Genomic DNA, 21,154 nt, shown 5'->3' with positions numbered 1-21,154 from the left:
TTTATCCCCCAATAACCCTTCTTTTTGTCCGTTTTGCCATCCCCTTCGCAAAACATTTTCTTTGTAGTAGTTGACCTTCTCCCGTACACACTCTATCTTTTCGCAGCCCTGCGTATATTGCGGCTCGCAGATGCGGACCTCATCCCTCTTCTCGCTCTCTCAGGCAGGCAATGACCCTTTGCGCCAGGGTAAGCACATGGCGTTTTTGCAACAGTGGCATATGAATTTAACCCTCAAAGATTCGCTTATTGCTCGTAGCCGGGTGCTAAGCCCGTGGACTGGCTTTTATTTCTTACAGTCTCTGCTGATCAACCTCGCACTGGGCTATCCGCTTAGCCTGCTTTATAGCGTCGCCTTTACCTGCATACTGCTGTTGTTGTGGCAATATGCACCGCGCACGCAAAAAACGCTGATCGGCATTTGTTCACTGATTGCAGCAATGTATTTTCCATTTGGTCAGGCTTACGGCTCGCCCAACTTCAATACCCTGCTGGCGCTGCACTCGACCAACATGGAAGAGTCCACCGAAATCCTGACCATCTTCCCCTGGTACAACTACCTGGTTGGCGTGTTTATCTTTGCCCTCGGCGTGCTCGCCGTACGGCGTAAAAAAGTCGCGACGCAACGCCGCTGGAATAAATTCGACAGTCTGTGTTTGCTGGTCAGCATCGTGGCGTTTTTTGTGACGCCAGTGCAAAACCTCGCCTGGGGCGGAGTCTTCAAATTAAAAGATACCGGCTATCCGGTGTTTCGCTTTGCCAAGGACGTTATCGTCAATAATTACGAGGTTCTTGATGAACAAGTCCGCATGGCGAAGCTGGCGAGCGTGAAAGACACCTGGACGGTGACGGCGGTGAAACCTAAGTACCACACCTATGTCGTGGTGATTGGTGAAAGCGCCCGTCGTGATGCGCTAGGCGCGTTCGGCGGCCACTGGGACAACACGCCGTTTGCCAGCAGCGTTAACGGCTATATTTTTGCAGATTACATCGCGGCCAGCGGATCAACGCAGAAATCACTTGGCTTAACGCTGAATCGGGTGGTCGATGATAAGCCGCAGTTCCAGGATAACTTTGTCACCCTCGCCAACCGCGCCGGATTCCAGACGTGGTGGTTCTCTAACCAGGGACAGATCGGTGAATACGATACGGCAATCGCCAGTATCGCCAAACGCGCTGACGAAGTTCATTTCCTGAAAAACGGTGACTTCGAAGCCGATAAGAACACCCGCGATGAAGCGCTGTTGAAGATGACTGCTCAGGTGTTAGAAACAGAGCGAACTCAACCCCAGCTCATCGTGCTGCACTTGATGGGTTCGCACCCGCAGGCCTGCGATCGTACCCAGGGAAAATACGAGACCTTCGTTCAGTCGAAAGAGACGTCGTGTTATCTGTACACCATGAAGCAGACCGATGACCTGCTGCGCCAGCTCTACGATCAGCTGCGTAACAGCGGCGACAGCTTCTCAATGGTTTACTTCTCCGATCATGGTCTCGCCTTTAAAGAACGCGGGAAAGAGGTGCAGTACCTGGCGCACGACGATCGGTTCCAGCAGAATTTCCAGGTGCCGTTTTTGGTGCTATCCAGCGACGATAAAGCACACCGGGTCATTAAAGCCCGTCGTTCCGCGAATGACTTCCTGAGCTTTTTCTCACAGTGGACCGGGATCAGCGCGAAAGAAATTACCAACCGCTACCGCTTTATCTCGGAGAAAAAAGCCGGACCGGTGTATATCACCAACTTTAAATTACAGAAGGTGGACTACAACCATCTTGGTACCGATATCTTCGAGACTAAATCACGCTAACCGTGCAAATCACAGACAAAAAAAATCCGCCCCTCGAGGCGGATTTTTCATATCACCGAAGTGATTAGAAGCGGTAACCCACGCCAGCAATCCAGGTGCCAACGTCAACGCTACGAATACGGCTCTGCTCGTAAGAGAAGTCCAGAGCAACGTTTTCGATCGGGTTGAACTGCAGGCCCGCACCGTAAGAGAAACCGTAGTCGCTGGTGCTGTGGTTGTCAGCAGGAGATGCTGCGTTCTGGAATTTACCGTAGCCAACACCAACAACGCCGTAGATGCTTGCCCAGTCGTTCAGACGGTAAGCAGGACCTGCAGTGATGCCGTAGTATTGGGTTTTGTTGTAGTCGCCAGAAGCATCGGTACGATCTTTTTCAGTGTAAGTGAAAGAACCGATTACGCCCAGCGGGTTGTTGTCCTGCTCGTAGCGATACTTCAGGTTAAAACCGTTCATTTTGTTCGCAGCGCCCTGAGCATCGCTCTGAGCATAACCACCGGTCACGGTAGAAGTAGACGCAACAGCGGAACCTGCGGAGAAAGCCAGAACAGCGGCCAGTGCTGAAAGACATGCAATTTTTTTCATAACCACCTCAAATGTGCTTCAAGTAAATCTTAAGTTTTAAATATACCAAAAATTGATGGGAAACTCTTTGCGATTAGCGATGTCTAACGGGAATTTTCATGTAACAGAACATTTCAAACACCCGCTATCTCTTTCAATTAACATCACTTTTATAACTAATAATGCCATTATTGCGCGCACAATACGGCACATTCATCCGGAAAATTCCTAATCACGCAGATTATTAATCCATCACTTTCAGGCCATTGTACGGATCTGTGCAGTTTTTTTTTCAACGAATACTCAACCACCTGCGTGTATTTCCAGTACACTCGCTCTTTTACTTAAATTGACAGGAGAAAGGATGCTGGGGTCGTCACGTAAAACGCCAGTCTGGTTACCTATTTTGGTTCTGCTGATTGCAATGTCCTCTATACAAAGCGGAGCATCACTGGCGAAGTCGCTATTCCCTGTTGTCGGCGCACCAGGCGTAACCGCGCTACGTCTGGCACTGGGAACGCTAATCCTCATCGCATTCTTTAAACCCTGGCGGTTACGCTTTGCCAAAGAGCAGCGTCTTCCTCTGCTGTTTTATGGCCTGTCGCTGGGTGGGATGAACTATCTCTTCTACCTGTCGATTCAGACCGTCCCGCTCGGTATTGCCGTGGCACTGGAGTTCACCGGACCGCTGGCAGTCGCGCTGTTCTCTTCCCGACGCCCTGTGGATTTCATTTGGGTCGCACTGGCCGTACTCGGGCTCTGGTTCCTGCTGCCGTTGGGTCAGGACGTGTCGCACGTTGACTTAACCGGTGCCGCGTTGGCGCTGGGCGCAGGTGCCTGCTGGGCAGTCTATATTCTTACCGGCCAGCGTGCTGGTGAAGAGCACGGCCCGGCAACCGTGGCGGTAGGGTCGCTGATTGCAGCGATCATTTTCGTGCCGCTGGGCGCGATTCAGGCCGGAGATGCGCTGTGGCACTGGTCGATTCTGCCATTAGGCTTAGCGGTCGCCGTCCTCTCTACGGCGCTGCCCTATTCGCTGGAAATGATCGCCTTAACGCGCCTGCCTACGCGCACTTTTGGCACGCTGATGAGCATGGAGCCTGCGCTGGCGGCTGTTTCCGGCATGATCTTCCTCGGAGAAACGCTGACCATGGTACAAATGCTGGCGCTGGGAGCCATTATTGCCGCGTCAATGGGCTCTACGCTCACCATCCGTAAAGAGCCGCAAATTAAGCAACTTGACGTGAATTAACCTGTCGTTATTCTGCATGGTTTGCATAATCATGCAGAATAGCCTTTTGTTTATCTCAGTGATTATTATTCTTATACCGCCATTGTTTCTCAATTCCTATTTCCTACGAATATAAACATCCAGAAAAAATAACTGACAACAAATTACATTATCTCTTATCAAACTGATCTAATTGAATATTTATATTTCACAACGCTGCTCACTATTAAAGTGATAGGTAAGTCCAGAAAAATAAAGCTGCATTTAGGTCTATACTTACTCTCGTTGAATGACCTGGAACATAGATATCAAGAGGATATGAGATTATGAGTACCGCAAAACTGGTAAAAACAAAAGCGTCCCCCCTTCTTTATACCCGTAACGATGTATCCGACAGTGATAAGAAAGCGACCGTGGAGCTGTTGAATCAGCAGGTGATCCAGTTCATCGACCTGTCACTCATCACCAAACAAGCGCACTGGAACATGCGCGGCGCTAATTTTATTGCCGTACATGAAATGCTGGATGGCTTTCGTACCGCGTTAACCGACCACCTCGACACCATGGCCGAGCGCGCCGTGCAGTTAGGTGGCGTAGCGCTGGGGACAACGCAGGTTATTAACAGCAAAACGTCGCTGAAAAGCTACCCGCTGGATATTCACAGCGTGCAGGACCACTTAAAAGAGCTGGCTGAACGCTATGCCGTGGTCGCTAACAGCGTGCGTAAAGCTATTAGCGAAGCCAAAGATGAAGATACCGCCGATATTTTCACCGCTGCGTCGCGCGATCTCGACAAATTCTTGTGGTTTATCGAAGCCAACATCGAATAACGGTCATGATAAGAAATTCCTATATAACCCTCGCCCCGGCGGGGGTTATGCACTTTTTTAGTGCATAACATTGATCGATTATCACTGTAAAGTAAAATATTTGTAATAATCACCTCACACAATCGTTAACGAAAGATTGTTTTATCAACAATTTTTACGCTAAATAGTCATACCGTTTGTGCCGCCCCCTTCACGCACCAAATGAGTGCCCCGAAACGGTGCAGGCAGCCCACTTTGCCCTACTTATTGTGCAGCAAAACGTAACACCTTCTTGTTAAAACAATAAGTTGCAAAATTGGCACGATTATTTCATTAAGACATATGTTCTCGCAGGGGATCGCCCCGTGGATATAAAAGGAAATCCTATGAAGTCTGTATTAAAAGTTTCACTGGCTGCACTTACCCTGGCTTTTGCGGTGTCTTCTCATGCCGCGGATAAGAAACTCGTTGTCGCAACTGACACCGCTTTTGTTCCGTTTGAATTCAAGCAGGGTGACAAATACGTCGGTTTTGATGTGGATCTGTGGGCTGCCGTGGCCAAAGAGCTGAAGCTGGATTATGAACTGAAACCGATGGATTTCAGCGGCATCATCCCGGCGCTGCAAACCAAAAATATCGATTTGGCGCTGGCAGGTATCACCATCACCGAAGAACGTAAAAAAGCGATCGACTTCTCTGACGGCTACTACAAAAGCGGCCTGTTAGTGATGGTTAAAGCCAACAATAACGACGTGAAAAGCGTGAAAGATCTGGATGGCAAAGTGGTTGCGGTTAAAGGCGGAACCGGTTCTGTCGATTACGCGAAAGCAAACATCAAAACCAAAGATCTGCGTCAGTTCCCGAACATCGATAACGCGTATATGGAACTGGGCACTAACCGCGCAGATGCCGTCCTGCACGACACACCAAACATTCTTTACTTCATCAAAACTGCGGGCAACGGCCAGTTCAAAGCCGTAGGCGATTCTCTGGAAGCCCAACAGTACGGTATTGCCTTCCCGAAAGGCAGCGACGAACTGCGTGAGAAAGTGAACGGCGCGCTGAAAACGCTGAAAGAGAACGGCACATACAACGAAATCTACAAAAAATGGTTCGGTACTGAACCTAAATAATAACTCGCGATGTTGCCCGGTAGCGCGAAGCTTACCGGGCCTACACCAGCAGATTTGAGACCTGTAGGCCGGATAAGCCTGGCGCATCCGGCAAAACAGGCATTTGAATATTTACACCACGGTAACAGGAACGACATATGCAGTTTGACTGGAGTGCCATTTGGCCCGCCATTCCGCTCTTGATTGAAGGCGCCAAAATGACCCTGTGGATTTCGGTCCTCGGTCTGGCTGGCGGCCTGGTCATCGGGCTGGCAGCAGGTTTTGCACGTACCTTCGGCGGTTGGATAGCCAACCACGTTGCGCTGGTATTTATCGAAGTCATCCGCGGCACCCCCATTGTTGTGCAGGTGATGTTTATTTACTTCGCCCTGCCGATGGCGTTTAACGACTTACGCATTGATCCTTTCAGCGCCGCCGTCGTCACCATCATGATTAACTCCGGTGCCTACATCGCGGAAATCACCCGTGGCGCAGTGCTCTCAATTCATAAAGGTTTCAGCGAAGCCGGGCTGGCGCTGGGTCTCTCACGCACAGAGACTATTCGTCACGTCATTTTACCGCTCGCGCTGCGTCGTATGCTGCCACCGCTGGGTAACCAGTGGATCATCAGCATTAAAGATACCTCACTGTTTATTGTCATTGGCGTCGCTGAACTGACCCGTCAGGGTCAGGAAATCATTGCCGGTAACTTCCGCGCACTGGAAATCTGGAGCGCCGTTGCGGTGTTCTATCTAATTATTACGCTGGTGCTGAGCTTCGTTCTGCGTCGTCTGGAAAGAAGGATGAAAATCCTGTGATTGAATTTAAAAACGTCTCCAAGCATTTTGGTCCTACCCAGGTGCTGCATAACATCGATCTGAATATTGGTCAGGGCGAAGTCGTGGTGATTATCGGGCCTTCCGGCTCCGGTAAGTCGACCCTGCTGCGCTGCATTAACAAGCTGGAAGAGATAACCTCCGGCGAACTGATTGTCGATGGTCTGAAGGTCAACGATCCGAAGGTCGACGAGCGGTTAATTCGCCAGGAAGCCGGGATGGTATTCCAGCAGTTCTATCTGTTCCCACACCTGACCGCGCTGGAAAATGTCATGTTTGGGCCGCTGCGCGTGCGCGGGGCGAAGAAAGAGCAGGCTGAGAAACAGGCCAAAGAGTTACTGGCTAAAGTGGGCCTCGCCGAGCGTGCGCATCACTACCCTTCTGAGCTTTCAGGCGGCCAGCAACAGCGTGTGGCGATCGCCCGTGCGCTGGCGGTGAAGCCAAAAATGATGCTGTTTGATGAGCCGACCTCAGCCCTTGACCCGGAGCTGCGTCACGAAGTGCTGAAAGTCATGCAGGATCTGGCGGAAGAAGGTATGACGATGGTGATTGTGACCCACGAAATCGGCTTTGCCGAAAAAGTGGCCTCACGCCTGATCTTCATTGATAAGGGCCGTATTGCCGAAGACGGTAATCCGCAAACCTTGATTGAAAATCCGCCCAGTCAGCGTCTGCAGGAATTTTTACAGCACGTTTCCTGATGCTGACACCTCCCTTCTCCCCGAAGGGAGGTTCTCCCCAGAATGTTCTGATTTCATGACCCTCCCGTCCGGGCATCTATACTTATCCTTTTGTGTTTATTTCTCATGGGAGGAGTCATGCGGTGGATCTTATTCATCTGTTTTTTTCTACTGAGCGTCCCCGCTCAGGCGGTCACGATACCCGGCGTAACGTCCACCGCCTCCGCCAGCCCGCCAGCGGAGCCCGCTGCTGAACCTGACGTTGAGCAGAAAAAAGCCGCCTACGGTGCCCTGGCAGACGTGCTGGAGAATAATGCCTCACGCCAGGAGTTGATAGGTCAACTGCGTAAAGTAGCGGCAACGCCGCCTCCTGAACCGGTCCCCACTATCGTCCCTCCCACGCTGACGGAAGAAAAAACGGTACTCGAGAACGTGACCGATATCAGTCGCCACTACGGCGAAGCTCTCTCCAGCCGATTCGCCCAGCTTTATCGCAATATCACCGACGCTCCACACAAAACCTTTAATCCGCAATCGTTCACCAATGCCCTGACTCACTTTTTTATGCTGGCGGTATCCGTGTTCGGGTTTTACTGGCTGGTACGCTTATGTGCGCTGCCGCTATATCGCAAAATGGGGCAATGGGCGCGGCAAAAAAATCGTGACCGCAGCAACTGGTTACAGCTTCCCGCCATGATTATTGGCGCGTTCATCATCGATTTATTACTGCTGGCCCTGACACTGTTTGTTGGGCAGATCTTAAGCGATCGCATGAACGCCGGCAGCCGCACCATCGCTTTCCAGCAAAGTTTGTTTCTTAATGCCTTCGCGTTGATTGAGTTCTTTAAGGCCATTTTACGCCTGATATTTTGCCCGACGGTGGCCGAGTTGCGTCCGTTCAACATTCAGACTGCAGGCGCCCGCTACTGGAATCGTCGCCTGAGCTCACTCAGCAGCCTGATTGGCTACGGGCTGATCGTGGTGGTGCCCATCGTCTCGAATCAGGTCAATGTACAGGTTGGCGCCATGGCTAACGTCATCATCATGCTGTGCATTACGCTGTGGGCGCTGTATCTGATCTTCAGGAACAAGAAAGAGATCAGCGAGCATTTGCAGAGTCTGGCAGAAAGGTCGCTGGCTTTTTTCAGCCTGTTTATCCGCGCCTTTGCGCTGGTTTGGCACTGGCTGGCCAGCGCCTATTTCATCGTGCTGTTTTTCTTCTCGCTGTTTGATCCGGGCAACAGCCTGAAGTTTATGATGGGGGCAACGCTGCGCAGCCTGGTGATTATCGGCATCGCCGCCTTTATTTCTGGCATGTTTTCCCGCTGGATCGCCAAAACCATTACGCTTTCACCACACACCCAGCGCAGTTATCCGGAATTGCAAAAACGCCTGAATGGTTGGCTGTCGACGGCGTTAAGCATCGCGCGGATCCTGACGGTCTGCGTCGCCATCATGTTGCTGCTCAACGCCTGGGGGCTGTTCGACTTCTGGAACTGGCTGCATTACGGCGCGGGAGAAAAAACGGTGGATATTCTGATCCGTATCGCGCTGATTTTATTCTTCTCCGCTATCGGCTGGACCCTGCTCGCCAGCCTGATTGAAAACCGTCTGACCTCGGATATCCACGGCCGGCCCCTGCCCAGCGCACGTACCCGTACACTGTTGACGCTGTTTCGCAACGCGCTGGCGGTGATTATCAGCACCATCACTATCATGATCGTGTTGTCGGAAATTGGGGTCAATATTGCCCCGTTACTGGCAGGCGCGGGCGCGCTGGGGCTGGCTATCTCCTTCGGCTCGCAGACGCTGGTAAAAGATATTATTACCGGGATCTTTATCCAGTTTGAAAATGGCATGAACACCGGTGATTTGGTCACCATCGGTCCGCTAACCGGCACGGTTGAACGCATGTCGATTCGCTCAGTCGGTGTGCGCCAGGACACCGGGGCGTACCATATTATCCCGTGGTCATCGATAACCACCTTCGCCAACTTTGTACGGGGTATTGGATCGGTGGTCGCCAATTACGACGTGGACCGCCATGAGGATGCCGATAAAGCCAATCAGGCGTTGAAGGATGCCGTTACGGCGGTGATGGAACGTGAAGATATTCGCGGATTCATTATTGGCGAGCCGTCATTCGCGGGCATTGTCGGGTTAACCAATACGGCGTTTACGCTGCGGGTGTCGTTCACCACCTTACCGCTGAAGCAGTGGGCGGTACGCTTTGCGCTCGACAGTCAGGTGAAAAAATACTTTGATTTGGCCAACGTGCGCGCGCCGGTACAGACCTACCAGGTTTTGCCCGCACCGGTGAATGGCCCCACGGCAGCAGCCGATCCGCTGCCGCCGACAGAACCGACGATTTAGCGCTGACGCGCCATAAAACGGCGACGCTGATCGTTATCCATAAAGGTCCAGGCAATAAAGCGGCTGTGCTTTTGCCCCTGGGCCATTTCTTTTTTGACCACTTTCACCGCACCCACATCCGTCAGGGCGTGGTACAGCGGTGGCAGATTTTCACCGCGTGAAACCAGCGTGGTGAACCACATCACCTGGCGACCAAAGGCCTGGCTTTCGGCGATCATTTTTTTGATAAACGCCACTTCGCCACCTTCACACCAGAGCTCCTCCTGTTTCCCACCAAAGTTCAGCGCATCGTCTTTGTCCTGTCCCAGGTTACGACGTTTACGCTCACTTCCGGCGCGGGCAGAAGCCGCTGAATCATGGAACGGCGGATTGCACAGTGTCGCTTCGAACTGTTCATTCTTATGAATAATTCCGTTGAAGATAGACGACAAATCTTTCTGACGGCGCAGGCGAATAGCACGGGTTAACCCCGGATTGCCGTTAACGATCGCCAGTGCGCTGCTCAATGCTTCCTGGCTGGTCTCACTGCCGGTAAACCGCCAGCCATATTCGTGCACGCCAATCAGCGGATAAATACAGTTTGCCCCAACGCCGACGTCCAGCACGCTCGCATTCGCCGGGATAGTTCCCGTCGTTTCGCCCAACAGATCGGCCAGATGATGAATGTAATCCGCCCGACCCGGTACCGGTGGGCACAGGTAACCTTGCGGAATATCCCAATTAGCCACCGCATAGTAATGCGCCAGCAGGGCTTTATTCAGCGCCTTCACAGCCAATGGGTTAGCAAAATCAACGCTCTGCTCGCCGCCTGGCGTAATAGTGAGGAATTGCGTCAATTCGGGCGTAACCTGGCATAACGTGGCAAGATCGTAACGGCCATTGTGGCGGTTGCGTGGGTGTAATCCCGGTTTCTGGGGGGGCATAACATTCTCCTATTAACAGCGGCGTAAGATACCCGCATAACGCCACGCGGTAAACACGCACGGCACGGAAAATCGATAATTTGTGCCGGATTTCCACAAAACAAATCGTTCAAAAAACACTCAGTTGTCCATCAATTTTTTGCGGTAAACGTCCGGCAATGACGTCCTAAACTTATCAGGCACTACCCGTTGTTTCTCAGAGGATATCATTATGAAGAAATGCCTCACACTCCTTGCCGCTACCGTACTTACCGGCATGACATTTGCGTCTTTTGCTGCACCGCCTAACACCAGTCCTGCCACCGGTCCGCTACAGGCTTCCGGAACCGTGTCGGCTACCGGCGCATCAAGCCTGACCGATCTTGAAGACAAGCTGGCGGAAAAAGCGAAAGAGCAAGGCGCAAAAGGCTTTGTGGTTAATGCTGCTGGCGGTAAAAATCAGATGTACGGTACCGCAACTATCTACAAGTAATTTCCCTCAGCCTAACTGCATTCGTCCTGAATGCAGTTTTCTTTTTTGCTCTCCGTACTCCCTGCACAATTTGTAACCATCATGTTGGAATTTTGAATCCAATGTAAATAAATGTATTTATTTTTGAATTAATGAATGCTAAAAAGTCGCACTGATTAATAATGCTTATCAAAATCATTATCAATTACGCATTTCATTACGGCGAGACCTGCAGGCGTAACATCCAAAGAGATGTCCCTTCGCACGAGTGAAACCTTCTACTCAAAAAATAATAAGCTACTCATTAACATGGATAAAAATCGCAACCTGCCGTCCAGTAGTTTCCATTCACTCACCTTTTTTGCCGGTCTGTGCATCGGCCTGACTCCGGTCGCTCAGGCAGTCGCCGCAGGCGATCAGGATAAGAAACAAGAAGATACGCTGGTCGTAGAAGCCGCCAAACCGTCGCTGTACGCCCCCACCCACTCTGCCGATCCGAAATTCTCCCGTCCTGTTGCTGATACGACGCGCACCATGACGGTGATTTCTGAGCAGGTCATTAAGGATCAAGGGGCAACAAATCTGACCGATGCGCTAAAGAACGTGCCGGGCGTAGGCGCATTTTTCGCCGGTGAAAACGGCAACTCCACCACCGGTGACGCGATTTATATGCGTGGGGCCGATACGTCGAACAGCATTTACATCGACGGCGTTCGCGATATTGGCAGCGTGACGCGCGATACCTTCAATACCGAACAAGTTGAAGTGATTAAAGGTCCTTCCGGTACTGATTATGGTCGCAGCGCGCCGACCGGCTCCATCAACATGATCAGCAAGCAACCGCGCACTGACTCGGGCATTGATGCCTCTGCCAGCGTCGGCAGCGCCTGGTTCCGCCGCGGTACGCTGGACATCAATCAGGTCATTGGCGACACCACCGCCGCACGATTAAACCTGATGGGCGAAAAGACGCACGATGCCGGACGCGATAACGTTAAAAATGAACGTTACGGCGTGGCCCCGTCCATCGCCTTTGGTTTAGGCACCGAAAATCGTCTGTATCTGAACTACTTGCACGTCACCCAGCACAACACGCCGGACGGCGGTGTTCCCACCATCGGCCTGCCGGGGTACTCTGCACCTTCTGCGGGGACTTCTGCCCTGAATCATTCAGGGAAAGTGGATACGCATAATTTCTATGGCACCGATTCGGATTACGACGACTCGACGACCGACACCGCGACGATGCGCTTTGAGCATGATCTGAGCGACAGCACCACCGTGCGCAATACCACGCGCTGGTCACGAGTCAAACAAGATTACCTGATGACGGCGGTGATGGGCGGCGCGTCAAATATCACGCAGCCAACCAGCAGCGTAGACACCTGGACCTGGTCGCGTCTGGCCAATACCAAAGATGTCAGCAACAAAATCCTCACCAACCAGACCAACCTGACCTCAAAATTTTATACCGGCGCCATTGGCCATGACATCAGCACCGGCGTAGAGTTTACGCGTGAAACGCAGACCAACTACGGCGTAGTACCGATCACGCCACCGCCAGTGAATATCTACCATCCTAACAGCAACGTCAGCGTGGGGGGATTAAACCGTAACGGTGCCAACGCCAACGGCCAGACCGACACCTTCGGCATTTATGCATTCGACACCTTGCAAATTACCCGTGAGTTTGAGCTGAACGGCGGCATTCGTCTCGATAACTATCGCACCGAGTATGACAGCGCCACTGCATGCGGTGCATCCGGGCGCGGTGCTGTCGCCTGCCCGGCAGGCGTAGCCAAAGGATCGCCGGTCACCACCGTCGATGCCGCTAAGTCTGGTAATCTGGTGAACTGGAAAGCGGGCGCGCTTTATCATCTGACAGATAACGGCAACATTTACATTAACTATGCGGTCTCTCAGCAGCCGCCGGGTGGCAGCAATTTTGCCCTCGCCCAGAGCGGTACCGGCAACAGCGCCAACCGTACTGATTTTAAACCGCAAAAAGCAAAGACCAGCGAAATTGGCACCAAATGGGAAGTACTGGATAAGCGCCTGCTGTTAACCGCCGCGATTTTCCGCACCGACATTGAGAACGAGGTCGAGCAAAACGACGACGGTACATATTCCCAGTATGGGGAGAAACGCGTTGAAGGGTACGAACTGTCGGTTGCCGGCAACATCACCCCGGCATGGCAGGTGATTGGCGGATACACCCAGCAGCGCGCCACGGTCCATAACGGTAAAGATGTCGCCCAGGATGGTTCATCCTCTCTGCCGTATACCCCGGAACACGCGTTCACCCTGTGGAGTCAGTATCAGGCCACGGATGATATCTCCGTTGGCGCAGGCGCACGCTACGTGGGCAGTATGCATCGCGGCGCTGACGGCGCGGTGGGCACGCCATCCTTTACTGAAAGCTACTGGGTCGCGGATGCCAAACTGGGATATCGCGTAAACCGCAACCTCGATTTCCAGCTTAACGTCTATAACCTGTTTGACACCGATTATGTCTCCTCGATCAACAAGAGCGGATACCGTTACCATCCAGGTGAGCCGAGAACCTTCCTGCTCACCGCCAATATGCATTTCTGATTCATTGGGTGGGGCGCAAGCCCCACTTTAAGGAGAAACACTGATGATGTACCACATTCCTGGCGTCTTATCGCCGCAGGACGTTGCCTGGTTTCGCGAACAGTTGGACGCCGCCGAGTGGATAGATGGCCGCGCCACCACCGGCGCTCAGGGCGCCCAGGTCAAACATAACCAGCAGATTGATACGCATAGCGAACGCTATGCAGTTTTACAGAAAGAGGTGCTAGCCGCCGTGAACAGCAGCGCGCTGTTCTTTGCCGCAGCATTACCAAAAATGCTTTCCGAGCCGTTGTTCAATCGTTATCAGAACCATGAGACCTACGGTTTTCACGTCGATGGCGCGGTACGAAGCCACCCGGAAAGCGGCTGGATGCGTACCGACCTTTCCGCCACATTATTCTTAAGCGATCCCGACAGCTACGAGGGCGGGGAGTTACGAGTCAATGATACTTACGGTCAACATGCGGTCAAACTCCCGGCGGGTGATCTGGTGCTCTACCCTTCCAGCAGCCTGCATTGCGTTTCACCGGTGACGCGCGGCGTTCGTATAGCGTCGTTTATGTGGATCCAGTCGATGATCCGCGACGATAAAAAACGCGCCATGCTCTTTGAATTGGATAAGAACATCCAGTCCCTGAAGGCCCGCCACGGTGAAAGCGCCGAGATCCCATCGCTGCTCAATCTCTACCATAATCTGCTGCGCGAATGGTCTGAAATCTGACGGTCCGCTTGTGCATTCGTTTTCCATCCATATCATTCACTATAATTATTATACAAACTGAATGTACGGAGGGGCTATGGCATCCGGATGGGCAAATGACGACGCAGTGAACGAACAGATCAACAATACTATTGAAGATGCTGTCGCCCGCGCCCGTGGCGAATTACCCACGGGTGAAAGTCTGTATGAATGCGAAGAATGTGGAATTTCTATCCCTCAGGCACGGCGAGAGGCGGTACCCGGGGTGCGTTTATGTATCACCTGCCAGCAGGATAAAGATTCAAATAGCAACGCATATCCAGGATATAATCGCAGAGGTTCGAAAGACAGCCAGCTACGCTGACCCTTCTTTACCTAAAGTTTCAGCGCATACAGTTTCCTTTACGAGCACGGTTTTTCGCAACGGGTGTAGCAAAATGTGCCGTTGTCGCGGGCTCCGTAAAGCGCAATGACAAGAACTGTAAATCCGCCTTGCGAATTTATTAATATTCAATAAGTTATTTGTCATTCAGTTTTTTTGATTGATGCCGTCAATTCTATTCGATTTTCTCTCACATAAAAAAACGTGATACTTCTCACATCGACAAAACAACGTCTACCGAACAAAACACTGACTAACAGAATAACCTGCGAGAGATTAATCATGAAAAATATCAAATATGCTGTTGCTGCCATCGCCCTGTCTACCCTGTCATTTGGCGCTTTCGCTGCCGAGCCCGTTACCTCCACTCAGGCACAAAGCATGAATAAAGTGGGTGTGGTATCCGCTGATGGTGCCAGCACGCTGGATGGCCTGGAAGCCAAACTGGCTGAAAAAGCTGCCGCTGCAGGTGCAAGTGGCTACAGCATTACCTCCGCTGTCGGCAAAGACAAAATGAGCGGCACTGCGGTTATCTACAAATAACCGACGAATTACCTGCAAGACCCAATGCTCCAACCCTCATTGACCCTGTTTGTTACCCTTTGTTTGCCCGTCCACTGGACGGGCTTTTTTTTGCTTACTGTTCCAACCGATGACGGAATTCTTGCAACACCGTCTCCGGCATCCCCACGTACTGCGCCGCCTCACAAATTGCCTGCCAGCTTCCTACATCCAGAGGGATGCCCTGCGCCAGTCGCGCCTCACGCGTATTCACTTCCCACTCACCCGGTAGCAGAACCGGGGCGTCCTCGCCATGCGGCGACGCTTTGACCCATTTCGCAAATGCGGCGACCTGATGGTCACAATCCGGCGCGCCAAATAATTCCGGGTTTAGAATGATCGTCGTCATGCAGTTAATGATGGCGTCAGCGCTGTCCTGCAAACTGTCTTCGTGCGTAGTTTTCCCCCCGGAAAGCGCACCGCCCAGAATTTCGCACATTGCCGCCAGCGCATAGCCTTTATGCTGAGCGAAGGTAAGCAGCGAGCCCAGCGGAGACACCTGCATCACGGCGGGATCGGTAGTCGGAACGCCGTCAGCATCAATCAGACATCCTGGCGCCACTGGCTCACCCTTATGCCACGCAACGCGCGTTTTGCCAAAAGCAATGGCGCTGGTCGCATAGTCCAGCAGCAGGGGGAAATCATTCTTACGCGGAAACACGGCGCAGAAAGGGTTAGTGCCAAACCGGCTGTCACGCCCCTGAAAAGGCGCAACCATCGGGATGCCGACCACATTCACAAAGTGAACGGATACAAAGCCTGCGGCTGCACATTGCTCTGCCCAATAGCCAATGCGTCCAATGTGATGGGAATTGTGTAGTGCCACCGCGGCAATACCGAACTGACGGGCTTTCTCGATTCCCAGCGTGATAGCTTCATGTGCCGCAACCTGACCAAACGCACTGTCGCCGTCAAGCGTTACCACCGCCCCCGCGTCTTTCACCACTTTCGCGTGGCGGTTTAGCTGCAAATGTCCCTGCGAAAAGGAACGAACATAGCTTGGGATCATGCCAATGCCGTGAGAATCGTGCCCGGCAAGGTTCGCGGCGATCAGATGATCGGCAACTAAGCGCGCTTCCTGCTCTTCGCTGCCCATCTGACGAAAAACGGCCTGAATAAAGGCGTGCAGCGTAGGCGCATGAAAGCGGTGTCCACTGTTCATGGTTATCTCCTGTTATGTTGCGTGTTTGTTGTGTTTCTTATTTTTCAACAAACTATGCTGCGCCACGACGCTCAGGAGGTCAATAAACGTGCAGAAATTTCACATTGCAGAAATAGCAGGAATAGCAGAAAAGGCGGGAACGGGCGGACCTGTAAATCAGGCCCGCCGGGGAGATGAGTACATCAGAAGCACTGGTCGACGCGGGTAAATCCTTCAGCCAGCGTAGCGACTTCGCCGGTTGCCACCAGGCAGCAGGCCATCTGAATCCTCAACGAGGCCGGTACCGGCTCACTTCCGGCCAGACAACGCTCTATCCAGCGCGCGGTGGTTTCCGGATCTTTTGCCACCGGCAGCGGCACTGGCTCGTCAGGCATCTCGCTCTGGCGGTCCTGCAGCACTCGTACACCAGAATGGTCTATCAGGCTGATCTGCGGGCAACGCTGTGGGTTGGCGTACACCTCCCCTTCCGTGCCGTGTATCAGCAGGCCGCGCCCACCGATATCACCAAAGAATTTTGCCACCCGCGACACGTACTCCGGGTGCGAAACGCTGGCAAGACGCAGTGCGGCATCTTCAGCAAACGGCGTGGCTAATTTCGCGAGCGTATGCGCACTGTTGCGTACGCCCATCCGCCAGCGCATCGCCAGCTGTTTCTCCAGCGGCGGGCACAGCGCGCTCACTGGGATAAACACCGGCTCATGTCCCTCAAGTTTCGCCTGCGCCTGTCCGGCATGCAGGGTAGGTGCAATCCCCATCAGGTCAAAAATGGTTTCCGTCAGCACACGGGTTGGATCTTCGCTCACCCCGTGCACCACGACCGGGAAACCCAGCTTATGCAGCAAAATAGCCAGCAGCGGCGTCAGGTTAGCCTGCTTGCGCGCACCGTTGTAGCTGGGAATGACGATAGGCATCGGTTTGGCAACGGGCGGCGTCAGGCGAAGGGTATGGTTTTGCATCGCCTCATAAAAGCCCAGCATTTCTGCCTCACCTTCCCCTTTAATACGCAGCGCAATCAGTACGCCGCCCATCTCAAGGTCAGGTACGTCGCCGTTTAACATGTGGGTATACAGTCCGCGAGCGGTATCCTGGTCCAGGTCACGCGCGTGATTTTTACCTCGCCCAATCTCTTTGATGATTTTGCGGTAATCCATCGATAACTCCTTGCCTGTTGCTCACATCGTTAACGCCGACGGCGGCGTGTGGGTTTCGCTTTTTCTTTTGGTTTTACTATAACGTCTGGCACACCAGGTTGTTCTATCGGAAATATGGGTAACGCATTCAGTAAACGCTGACCATAGTTTTTGGTCAATAAACGCTTATCGTAAATCACCACTTCGCCCCAGCAACCGTGACTACGAATGAGTCGCCCAACCTGCTGAATCAAATTGAACGATGCCGCAGGTAAACTCTGCACCTCAAAGGGATAGCGATTCAGGCTTTTCAGCCATTCGCCCTCAGTCACCACCACCGGGCTGTCGATGGGCGGAAACGCAATTTTGTGAATATGAACCTGGGTCAACAGGTCGCCTTTCAAATCGAGGCCTTCGGCAAAAGACTGCAACCCAACCAGCACGCTACGCTCACCGTTTTGCACCCGCTTGCGGTGCAGTTCCACCAGTCGGTAGCGCGGCTGATCGCCCTGCACCAGCAACAGCAGACGCAGATCGGTTACGTGCTCAAGAAAACGCTGCATCGCCCGACCACTGGCAAAGAGCACCAGCATGCCCTGATGTTTTTTACTTTCCACCTGTTCGCGGAAATAGGCCGCCATTTCGGCAATATGCTGTTCTTCGTTCTCCATCAACGGTTCGTAACGCATCTGCGGAATGACAATTTTGCCTTGCTCGACATGATTAAACGGCGAGTCCAGCGCGACAAAACGGTCCCCTGCTTTTTCTTTCAGGCCGCTCATCTCCTGCAGGCGCGAGAAACTGTTGAGCGAGCGTAAGGTGGCAGAGGTGACGATAATATGCGGCACGCTGCGCCACAGCAGGCGTTCAAGCTGATCGCTGACGCGGATCCCCACGCAGTGAAACCAGACATGCATCTGTCCGTCACGCACGTCCCGCGTCACCCATTTGGTCACCGGCGCGCCTGATGACTGCGCCAGCGAAGCCAGCCGCCACAGTTTACTTTGCGCTTCAAACATACCCAGCGCCCGGTTCATCTGCAAAATAACCCGATGCAGACGAACGATATCGTGGCTGCCGGTTTTTTCGCTGAGATCGTTGAGGAACAGTTCCGCCAGACCACGTAGCATCTCGGTGAGCTTCGCCAGACGCTGACAAATCTCCATCACTTCCGCAGGCAGCTCGCCCATTGCAAAGCGGTGTTCGGCTTCCTGCGTGGCGGGCAGGTACAGATTGAGGATGTTGTTTAGTGAGGCGATCAGCTCATACAGCTCTTCACAGTGGGCGTTCAGGCGCTCTGGATTAGCCAGCGGCGGCGTGGTTTTCGGGCGAAACTGCTCCAGGCAGGTCGCCACGAGTTTGCTGAATAAATCCAGCTGCAGCCGATACCAGGGCGCGGTAATCTCGGCGCTCATTTCCAGCGCATCGCGCGCGACGTCCGGCAGATGGTGGCCTTCATCAAGCACCAGCAGCAAATTTTTCGGTTCCGGTAACACCGCTTCGCTCTCCATGGCCGCCATCACTAACGCGTGGTTTGCCACCACCACTTCGGCTTCCTGGATCTCACGGCGGGCAACAAAAAATGGGCATTCACGGTAGTAATGACAGTTACGATTCAGGCAGCTGGCTTTATCGGTGCTCAGGCGCTGCCAGAGCCCGTCATCAATGGCGATATCGGTGTGATCGCGCAACCCATCCCATTTGTAAGTGTCGAGGTCGCCTTTGAGCCTGGCGCAACGTTTTTGTTCTTCCTGGTTGTTGGGCGTCAGATCATCGTCGAGAAACGCCAGCAAATCCTGCTGATTGGGTTCGGTACTGGCCAAGGCCGCTAAATTACGCGGGCAGACATAGCGCCCTCGCCCAAACGCGGCGGTAAATCGCAGATCAGGGATAATTTTGCGCAGCAGCGGCAGGTCTTTACTGTAGATCTGATCCTGCAACGCGACGTTGGCGGTACTGACCACCAGCGTCTTTTGTTCTTCACGGGCAATGGCAATCCCCGGAATTAAATAGGACAGCGTTTTCCCGACGCCGGTCGGCGCTTCGATAGCCAGATGTCGCCCGTCTTCCCCAGCCAGCGTTTTCGCGACATCAGCAATCATCTGCCGCTGCGGTGCACGGGGGATAAAGTCGGGGATCTGTTCCTGAAGCGCCTTATACCAGGCGGCAATTTGCGCTTTCAACGCTGCGGTTAATGCCATGAGAAAACCTGAAATACTGTATAAACAGCCACTATTGTGGCACTTTCTGATACGCGTCGCAAAAAAAAAGCCCGGCTATTCGGCCGGGCTCGCAATTACTGTGCAGAAGACGGTCTGCGAGGACGACGCGGTGGACGCGGTTTGTCGCCTGCCGGTTTGCCTTCACTGTTACGCGGTTTCGCTTTTGGCGCACCACCGTCCTGGCGACGCGGCTGCTGACCACGGCCTGCTCCGCCTTGCCCACGACCACCGCCACCGCCACGCTGCTGGCGTCCGTTCTGGATTGGCTCGGCTTTAATCGACGGGTCCGGCGCATAGCCATCAACCGCAATACGCGGGATCTCTTTTTTCAGCAGTTTTTCGATGTCATGCAGCAGCTTGTGCTCATCAACACACACCAGAGACAGCGCTTCACCGGTAGCCGCAGCACGACCGGTACGTCCGATGCGGTGAACATAGTCTTCCGGGACGTTTGGCAGCTCATAGTTCACCACGTGCGGCAGCTCTTCAATGTCGAGCCCGCGAGCCGCGATGTCGGTCGCCACCAGCACGCGAATATCGCCGGATTTAAAATCGGCCAGCGCACGCGTACGCGCACCCTGAGATTTATTACCGTGGATCGCCGCGCTGCGAATACCGTCTTTATTCAGCTGTTCTGCCAGGTGGTTGGCACCATGTTTGGTACGGGTAAAGACCAGCACCTGCTGCCAGTTACCCTGGCCAATCATCTGTGACAGCAATTCACGTTTACGTTTTTTATCCACAAAGTGAACGAGCTGGCTGACCTGCTCAGACGCGGTATTACGACGCGCAACTTCAATTTCCAGCGGGTTATGCAGCAGTTTTTCTGCCAGCGACTTAATGTCGTCAGAAAACGTTGCGGAGAACAGCAGGTTTTGACGTTTAGCGGGCAGTTTAGCCAGTACGCGACGAATATCATGGATAAAGCCCATATCCAGCATACGGTCCGCTTCATCCAGTACCAGGATCTCAACCTGATCCAGTTTCACCGCGTTTTGATGTTCCAGATCGAGCAAACGGCCCGGCGTTGCCACCAGCACATCTACGCCACTGCGCAGTTTCATCATCTGCGGGTTAATGCTCACGCCGCCGAAAACCACCAGCGAGCGAACGTTCAGATACTTGCTGTAATCGCGGACGTTTTCGCCAATTTGTGCTGCCAGCTCGCGGGTTGGCGTCAGGATCAGCGCACGCACCGGACGACGGCTTTTGCCATGCGGCTGATGGGTAATGAGGTGTTGTAACAGCGGCAGGGTAAAACCTGCCGTTTTCCCCGTGCCGGTCTGGGCGCTGGCCATCAGATCACGGCCTTCCAGCACGGCGGGGATTGCCTGCTGCTGAATAGGGGTAGGTTCACGGTAACCCTGCTCGGCAACGGCGCGCAAGATTTCAGGATCTAAACCAAGGGAATCAAAAGACATAACTACTCCGAACCGCCCTGACCGTTACCGGTGTCGTTTTCAGGACGATACTCGCAAAAGAGATGACAAAAACCACAATGTCATGAAGGGGCGGAGTGTAGCAGTTTTTGTGATGTACCGCATAAATTATCCCGCCAGCCGCGAAAAACAAAATAAACCACCAGACTAGACAAGTGCAGAAATCAGTCATAATCTTAATC

18 protein-coding genes are annotated in these 21,154 nt (G+C 53.0%); 12 read left to right on the top strand and 6 right to left on the bottom strand.

Going from position 1 to position 21,154, the window contains the following annotated elements; translation table 11 throughout:
• Positions 1–220 precede the first annotated feature (220 nt).
• On the top strand, positions 221–1,807 hold the full coding sequence (locus FDW98_RS18340) for a phosphoethanolamine transferase (protein ID WP_096759444.1): 1,587 nt from the start codon (positions 221–223) through the stop codon (positions 1,805–1,807).
• A gap of 64 nt (positions 1,808–1,871) precedes the next feature.
• Here the strand turns inward: FDW98_RS18340 and ompX are convergent, their stop codons facing one another.
• Positions 1,872–2,387, bottom strand: coding sequence for an outer membrane protein OmpX (gene ompX, locus FDW98_RS18335; protein WP_096757749.1), 516 nt, complete (start codon positions 2,385–2,387; stop codon positions 1,872–1,874).
• A gap of 343 nt (positions 2,388–2,730) precedes the next feature.
• On the opposite strand from ompX, the gene rhtA reads away from it, so the two are divergent.
• From rhtA to ybiO, 6 genes are all read left to right on the top strand, one after another.
• Positions 2,731–3,618 carry a threonine/homoserine exporter RhtA gene (rhtA, locus tag FDW98_RS18330; RefSeq protein ID WP_096757750.1) on the top strand — a complete coding sequence of 296 codons (888 nt, stop codon included), beginning with the start codon at positions 2,731–2,733 and terminating at the stop codon, positions 3,616–3,618.
• Positions 3,619–3,923: 305 nt separating this feature from the next.
• Positions 3,924–4,427, top strand: a complete 504-nt coding sequence (gene dps, locus FDW98_RS18325) for a DNA starvation/stationary phase protection protein Dps (protein WP_096757751.1) — start codon at positions 3,924–3,926, stop codon at positions 4,425–4,427.
• A gap of 365 nt (positions 4,428–4,792) precedes the next feature.
• Complete coding sequence (glnH, locus tag FDW98_RS18320) at positions 4,793–5,539, top strand: glutamine ABC transporter substrate-binding protein GlnH (protein ID WP_096757752.1); 747 nt, start codon at positions 4,793–4,795, stop codon at positions 5,537–5,539.
• 137 nt (positions 5,540–5,676) lie between these two features.
• Positions 5,677–6,336 (top strand): glutamine ABC transporter permease GlnP, encoded by a 660-nt coding sequence (gene glnP / locus FDW98_RS18315; RefSeq protein WP_096757753.1) that lies wholly within the window; start codon positions 5,677–5,679, stop codon positions 6,334–6,336.
• Complete coding sequence (gene glnQ, locus FDW98_RS18310; RefSeq protein WP_096757754.1) at positions 6,333–7,055, top strand: glutamine ABC transporter ATP-binding protein GlnQ; 723 nt, start codon at positions 6,333–6,335, stop codon at positions 7,053–7,055. Before glnP ends, glnQ begins: the two co-directional genes overlap by 4 nt.
• A gap of 117 nt (positions 7,056–7,172) precedes the next feature.
• The gene (gene ybiO, locus FDW98_RS18305; RefSeq protein WP_096757755.1) at positions 7,173–9,407 is read left to right on the top strand and encodes a mechanosensitive channel protein; all 2,235 of its coding nucleotides are present in this window, start codon (positions 7,173–7,175) and stop codon (positions 9,405–9,407) included.
• Here ybiO and rlmF read toward each other — a convergent pair.
• On the bottom strand, positions 9,404–10,330 hold the full coding sequence (gene rlmF, locus FDW98_RS18300) for a 23S rRNA (adenine(1618)-N(6))-methyltransferase RlmF (RefSeq protein ID WP_096757756.1): 927 nt from the start codon (positions 10,328–10,330) through the stop codon (positions 9,404–9,406). The two genes, ybiO and rlmF, sit on opposite strands and share 4 nt — an antisense overlap.
• 211 nt (positions 10,331–10,541) lie before the next feature.
• Here rlmF and mcbA point away from each other — a divergent pair, with 211 nt between their 5' ends.
• From mcbA to ybiJ, 5 genes are all read left to right on the top strand, one after another.
• Positions 10,542–10,802, top strand: coding sequence for a DUF1471 family periplasmic protein McbA (gene mcbA, locus FDW98_RS18295; RefSeq protein WP_096757757.1), 261 nt, complete (start codon positions 10,542–10,544; stop codon positions 10,800–10,802).
• 288 nt (positions 10,803–11,090) lie between these two features.
• Positions 11,091–13,376, top strand: a complete 2,286-nt coding sequence (locus FDW98_RS18290) for a catecholate siderophore receptor Fiu (RefSeq protein WP_096759445.1) — start codon at positions 11,091–11,093, stop codon at positions 13,374–13,376.
• Positions 13,377–13,419: 43 nt separating this feature from the next.
• The gene (gene ybiX / locus FDW98_RS18285; RefSeq protein ID WP_096757758.1) at positions 13,420–14,097 is read left to right on the top strand and encodes a PKHD-type hydroxylase YbiX; all 678 of its coding nucleotides are present in this window, start codon (positions 13,420–13,422) and stop codon (positions 14,095–14,097) included.
• 76 nt (positions 14,098–14,173) lie between these two features.
• Positions 14,174–14,440: a DksA/TraR family C4-type zinc finger protein gene (locus tag FDW98_RS18280; protein ID WP_096757759.1), complete on the top strand. Its 267-nt coding sequence runs from the start codon at positions 14,174–14,176 to the stop codon at positions 14,438–14,440.
• A gap of 300 nt (positions 14,441–14,740) precedes the next feature.
• Entirely contained in the window at positions 14,741–15,001 is a 261-nt protein-coding gene (ybiJ, locus tag FDW98_RS18275) for a DUF1471 family protein YbiJ (protein WP_096757760.1), read from the top strand.
• Positions 15,002–15,095: 94 nt separating this feature from the next.
• Here ybiJ and FDW98_RS18270 read toward each other — a convergent pair whose 3' ends face one another.
• From FDW98_RS18270 to rhlE, 4 genes are all read right to left on the bottom strand, one after another.
• Positions 15,096–16,181 (bottom strand): malate/lactate/ureidoglycolate dehydrogenase, encoded by a 1,086-nt coding sequence (locus FDW98_RS18270; protein WP_096757761.1) that lies wholly within the window; start codon positions 16,179–16,181, stop codon positions 15,096–15,098.
• 182 nt (positions 16,182–16,363) lie between these two features.
• Complete coding sequence (gene ybiB, locus FDW98_RS18265) at positions 16,364–17,332, bottom strand: DNA-binding protein YbiB (protein WP_137398898.1); 969 nt, start codon at positions 17,330–17,332, stop codon at positions 16,364–16,366.
• Positions 17,333–17,361: 29 nt separating this feature from the next.
• Positions 17,362–19,512 (bottom strand): ATP-dependent DNA helicase DinG, encoded by a 2,151-nt coding sequence (gene dinG / locus FDW98_RS18260; protein ID WP_096757763.1) that lies wholly within the window; start codon positions 19,510–19,512, stop codon positions 17,362–17,364.
• A 95-nt stretch (positions 19,513–19,607) separates the two neighbouring features.
• Entirely contained in the window at positions 19,608–20,954 is a 1,347-nt protein-coding gene (gene rhlE, locus FDW98_RS18255) for an ATP-dependent RNA helicase RhlE (RefSeq protein ID WP_096757764.1), read from the bottom strand.
• Between the last annotated feature and the right edge of the window lie 200 nt (positions 20,955–21,154).

The sequence above is a fragment of the Citrobacter sp. wls711 genome, from assembly GCF_005281055.1.
Taxonomy (GTDB): domain Bacteria; phylum Pseudomonadota; class Gammaproteobacteria; order Enterobacterales; family Enterobacteriaceae; genus Citrobacter; species Citrobacter gillenii.
This window is presented reverse-complemented; position numbering and strand designations above follow the sequence as displayed.

Excerpts from the sequence above, each read along its gene's own strand:
- FDW98_RS18340 (WP_096759444.1), top strand. The coding sequence starts at position 221 with ATGAATTTAACCCTCAAAGATTCGCTTATTGCTCGTAGCCGGGTGCTA.
- ompX (WP_096757749.1), bottom strand. The coding sequence starts at position 2,387 with ATGAAAAAAATTGCATGTCTTTCAGCACTGGCCGCTGTTCTGGCTTTC.
- rhtA (WP_096757750.1), top strand. The coding sequence starts at position 2,731 with ATGCTGGGGTCGTCACGTAAAACGCCAGTCTGGTTACCTATTTTGGTT.
- dps (WP_096757751.1), top strand. The coding sequence starts at position 3,924 with ATGAGTACCGCAAAACTGGTAAAAACAAAAGCGTCCCCCCTTCTTTAT.
- glnH (WP_096757752.1), top strand. The coding sequence starts at position 4,793 with ATGAAGTCTGTATTAAAAGTTTCACTGGCTGCACTTACCCTGGCTTTT.
- glnP (WP_096757753.1), top strand. The coding sequence starts at position 5,677 with ATGCAGTTTGACTGGAGTGCCATTTGGCCCGCCATTCCGCTCTTGATT.
- ybiO (WP_096757755.1), top strand. The coding sequence starts at position 7,173 with ATGCGGTGGATCTTATTCATCTGTTTTTTTCTACTGAGCGTCCCCGCT.
- rlmF (WP_096757756.1), bottom strand. The coding sequence starts at position 10,330 with ATGCCCCCCCAGAAACCGGGATTACACCCACGCAACCGCCACAATGGC.
- mcbA (WP_096757757.1), top strand. The coding sequence starts at position 10,542 with ATGAAGAAATGCCTCACACTCCTTGCCGCTACCGTACTTACCGGCATG.
- FDW98_RS18290 (WP_096759445.1), top strand. The coding sequence starts at position 11,091 with ATGGATAAAAATCGCAACCTGCCGTCCAGTAGTTTCCATTCACTCACC.
- ybiX (WP_096757758.1), top strand. The coding sequence starts at position 13,420 with ATGATGTACCACATTCCTGGCGTCTTATCGCCGCAGGACGTTGCCTGG.
- FDW98_RS18280 (WP_096757759.1), top strand. The coding sequence starts at position 14,174 with ATGGCATCCGGATGGGCAAATGACGACGCAGTGAACGAACAGATCAAC.
- ybiJ (WP_096757760.1), top strand. The coding sequence starts at position 14,741 with ATGAAAAATATCAAATATGCTGTTGCTGCCATCGCCCTGTCTACCCTG.
- FDW98_RS18270 (WP_096757761.1), bottom strand. The coding sequence starts at position 16,181 with ATGAACAGTGGACACCGCTTTCATGCGCCTACGCTGCACGCCTTTATT.
- ybiB (WP_137398898.1), bottom strand. The coding sequence starts at position 17,332 with ATGGATTACCGCAAAATCATCAAAGAGATTGGGCGAGGTAAAAATCAC.
- dinG (WP_096757763.1), bottom strand. The coding sequence starts at position 19,512 with ATGGCATTAACCGCAGCGTTGAAAGCGCAAATTGCCGCCTGGTATAAG.
- rhlE (WP_096757764.1), bottom strand. The coding sequence starts at position 20,954 with ATGTCTTTTGATTCCCTTGGTTTAGATCCTGAAATCTTGCGCGCCGTT.